The following is a 3,538-nucleotide window of genomic DNA, read 5'->3' on the forward strand; positions in this document are numbered from 1 at the left end:
GTTAATCCGAAAGGAGGTTTTGAACCAACAGATATAATGTAAAGTTTACATATGAGCCTCAATGTAAAACTGCGGCGGGTTATACAAATTTACAAGCTTTTAGGTAAACGATTGCAAAGATTCAAGTGAAATGTTTATTCCCTAGCCGCTAAATGTGACTGAATTAAGTTCATAAAAGCATCTCCAAAACGTTCTAATTTTCGTTCGCCCACACCGTTAATATCTAACATTTCCGCTTTTGTGGTTGGCGTGAACTGTGCCATTTCTTCGAGAGTGGCATCGTTGAACACCACGTAAGGCGGGATGTTTTCTTTGTCGGCAATCTGTTTGCGTAAGAAACGCAAGCGAGCAAATAAATCTTTGTCGTAGCGGGTGCTTGCCTGTTTTTGACTGTATGCAGAAGCCGAGAAAGTTAAACGAGGCGTTGCCAATTCCAACTTCACTTCTGAACGTAATACAGGACGTGCCTCTTCAGTAAGTTGCAAAGCTGAATTATTCACAATATTTTGTTTAATTAAGCCTAAATGAATCAACTGGCGAATCACGCTTACCCAATAATCTTGGCTTTGCTCTTTTCCGATCCCATAAACACTGAGTTGATCGTGTCCGTATTGGCGAATTTTTTGATTATTTAACCCTCTCAGTACGGCGATAACGTGGTGCATTCCGAAGGTTTGCCCTGTACGATAAATTACCGACATCACTTTTTGTGCATCAATCAATCCATCATATTTACGCGGGGGATCGAGGCAAATATCGCAGTTTTTACACGGTTCTTGGCGGGATTCGCCAAAATAGTTGAGTAAAACCAAGCGGCGGCAAGTTTGCGATTCAGCAAATGCACCAATGGCTTGTAATTTGTGTTGTTTAATATCGCGTTGTTCGCTTTCTGGTTCTTCCAACAACATTTTTTGCAGCCACGCATAATCGGCTGGATCGTAAAACATCACCGCTTGCGAAGGCAAATCATCACGTCCAGCACGTCCTGTTTCTTGATAGTAAGATTCGATACTTCTTGGCAGGTCAAAATGTACCACAAAACGCACGTTAGATTTGTTGATTCCCATACCAAAAGCAACCGTTGCAACCACCACTTGAATGTTATCACGCTGAAAGGCATTTTGTACGGTTTCACGTTGTTGAACGCTCATTCCTGCGTGATAGCCCATGACAGAAATGTTTCTCGCACTCAATTTTTCCGTAATCTCTTCCACTTTTTTGCGGCTATTGCAATATACAATACCACTTTTGCCTTTTTGCCCCGCAATAAACTTGGCAAGTTGTTCCATCGGCTTAAATTTTTCTTGTACGGTGTAGCGAATGTTTGGACGGTCAAAACTACCCAAATAAGTATGGGGTTCATTCAAACGCAAATGCAACAAAATATCCGCAGGAGTCGTTGGATCAGCTGTTGCTGTGAGTGCCATAAGCGGTATATTTGGGAAAGTATTTCGCAAATTGCCCAAAAGGGTATATTCAGGACGGAAATCATGCCCCCATTGCGACACACAATGAGCTTCATCAACGGCAATAAAGCTGATTTTGCAATGTGAAATAAAGTGATAGAAACCTTGGGTCATCACTTTTTCGGGCGAAAGATAGAGCAGTTTCAACTGACCAGATAAGGCTTTTTGCTCAATTACACGCTGTTCCTCTAAGGTTTGAGAAGAATTAAGGTAGCCCGCTTCAATACCATTGGTGAGCAGCTGATCAACCTGATCTTTCATTAAAGAAATAAGAGGCGAAATCACCAGCGTAATACCTTCCAAGCAGAGGGAAGGCACTTGGTAACACAACGATTTTCCACCGCCTGTGGTCATAATGACGAGTGTGTCCTTGCCAGCAAGCGTAGCCTCAATTACTTCTTGCTGACCTTGACGAAATTGCTGATAACCGAATACGTTTTGTAGTATGGTTTGTGGAGTGGAATGTGGTTGCATTGGATAATAAGAATGGTGTTATATTCATTCCTCTCGCTCGCTTGAGAGAGACAAACGGAAATTACGTTAAGCAATTTGCATCAGAAAGAGGACAAACGGTCAATTTTATATTATATGTTGGCAAATTCCCCCCTCCCACAAGCGAGCGAGTAGAAGTATTAGAAAAAGCTCACTTCTTCCCCATGTCTTGCAAAGGCTTCTTCTAGGTGCTGCCAGAATGAACGCCCTTCCGTTGTTTTCCATTCACCATCAAGATATTTGAAGTGGAAACCACCTAATTTGCTGGCAAGCCAAAGTTCTAGCATCGCTTCTTGCTTATTAATGATAATTTGTGAGCCATCATCGAATGTTAAAGTGCAAACCGCACCTTGAATTTCGGTATCAACAGATAAACCTTCATCATCAATTTTTTCTTCGATTTCGTCCCAAGTTTGTTCAACAAGTTGATGAAATTGTGCTAAGTTCATTTTTTATTCCTTTATGTTTTGCAAAATTTTCTGAAAATCTGACCGCTTACAAACTTGGTAATTCCGTCATTGCCCAGCGGGGTGTTACACTCACACTTAAATCGGTTTGTTCACCATGTTTTAAGCGAAGGAAGCCTGTGTAAGCGATCATCGCACCGTTGTCAGTACAGAATTGTGGTCGAGGGTAGTAAACCTCTCCGCCAAGGGATTTCATCATTTCAGCTAGATCTGCACGCAGTTGTTTATTTGCACTCACACCGCCTGCCATTACTAAGCGTTTATAGCCTGTTTGTTGTAATGCACGTTTGCATTTGATGATAATAGTGTCTACCACTGCTTGTTGGAATGCGTGGGCAATGTCGCAGCGGGTTTGCTCGTCTAATTTACCGCTCTCATCCAAATTGGCATTGATAGTGTTCGCAGCAAAAGTTTTTAAGCCTGAAAAGCTGAAATCTAAACCAGGACGATCCGTCATTGGGCGTGGGAAAACAAAGCGATTTGGTGTACCTTGTTCTGCCAATCTTGAAACTGCCACACCTGCTGGGTAATCTAACCCTAGTAGCTTGCCTGTTTTATCAAAGGCTTCGCCTGCGGCATCGTCAATAGATTCGCCAAGCAATTCATATCGCCCCACGCCATCCACTTTCACTAATTGCGTATGCCCACCTGAAATAAGCAGTGCCACAAAAGGAAACTCTGGTGGAGTTTCTTCTAACATTGGGGCGAGTAGATGCCCTTCCATATGATGCACGCCCAATGCGGGGACATTCCACGCATAGGCAAGCGAACGAGCAATAGTTGCCCCCACTAATAACGCCCCAACTAAGCCAGGGCCTGCGGTATAAGCAACGCCATCAATATCGCAAGCGGTTAAATTTGCTTCTTTTAATGCAGTTTCAATCAATGGCACGGTTTTGCGGATATGATCGCGTGAAGCCAATTCTGGCACAACGCCGCCGTAGTCTGCGTGCATCTCAATTTGGCTGTAAAGTTGATTAGCGATTAATCCTTTTTCTTCATCATAAATGGCAACGCCTGTTTCATCACAAGAAGTTTCAATGCCGAGAATTTTCATACTATGCTTTAAATACTAAAAAAACCACAGAAGCATTGAACTGCTGTGGCAAAATA

General features: G+C 42.7%; 3 protein-coding genes. All 3 read right to left on the reverse strand.

The window, feature by feature from the left end; all coding sequences use genetic code 11:
* Window positions 1-134: 134 nt before the first annotated feature.
* The 3 genes from recQ to tsaD all read right to left on the reverse strand — a co-directional run bounded on the left by recQ (window position 135) and on the right by tsaD (window position 3,482).
* Window positions 135-1,940: an ATP-dependent DNA helicase RecQ gene (gene recQ, locus KH943_RS09640; RefSeq protein ID WP_304110376.1), complete on the reverse strand. Its 1,806-nt coding sequence runs from the start codon at window positions 1,938-1,940 to the stop codon at window positions 135-137.
* A 158-nt stretch (window positions 1,941-2,098) separates the two neighbouring features.
* Window positions 2,099-2,407, reverse strand: a complete 309-nt coding sequence (cyaY, locus tag KH943_RS09645; protein ID WP_304110377.1) for an iron donor protein CyaY — start codon at window positions 2,405-2,407, stop codon at window positions 2,099-2,101.
* 46 nt (window positions 2,408-2,453) lie between these two features.
* Complete coding sequence (gene tsaD, locus KH943_RS09650; protein WP_304110378.1) at window positions 2,454-3,482, reverse strand: tRNA (adenosine(37)-N6)-threonylcarbamoyltransferase complex transferase subunit TsaD; 1,029 nt, start codon at window positions 3,480-3,482, stop codon at window positions 2,454-2,456.
* Window positions 3,483-3,538: the final 56 nt, after the last annotated feature.

The organism is Haemophilus parahaemolyticus, from assembly GCF_018373095.1.
GTDB classification, from domain to species: domain Bacteria; phylum Pseudomonadota; class Gammaproteobacteria; order Enterobacterales; family Pasteurellaceae; genus Haemophilus_A; species Haemophilus_A parahaemolyticus_A.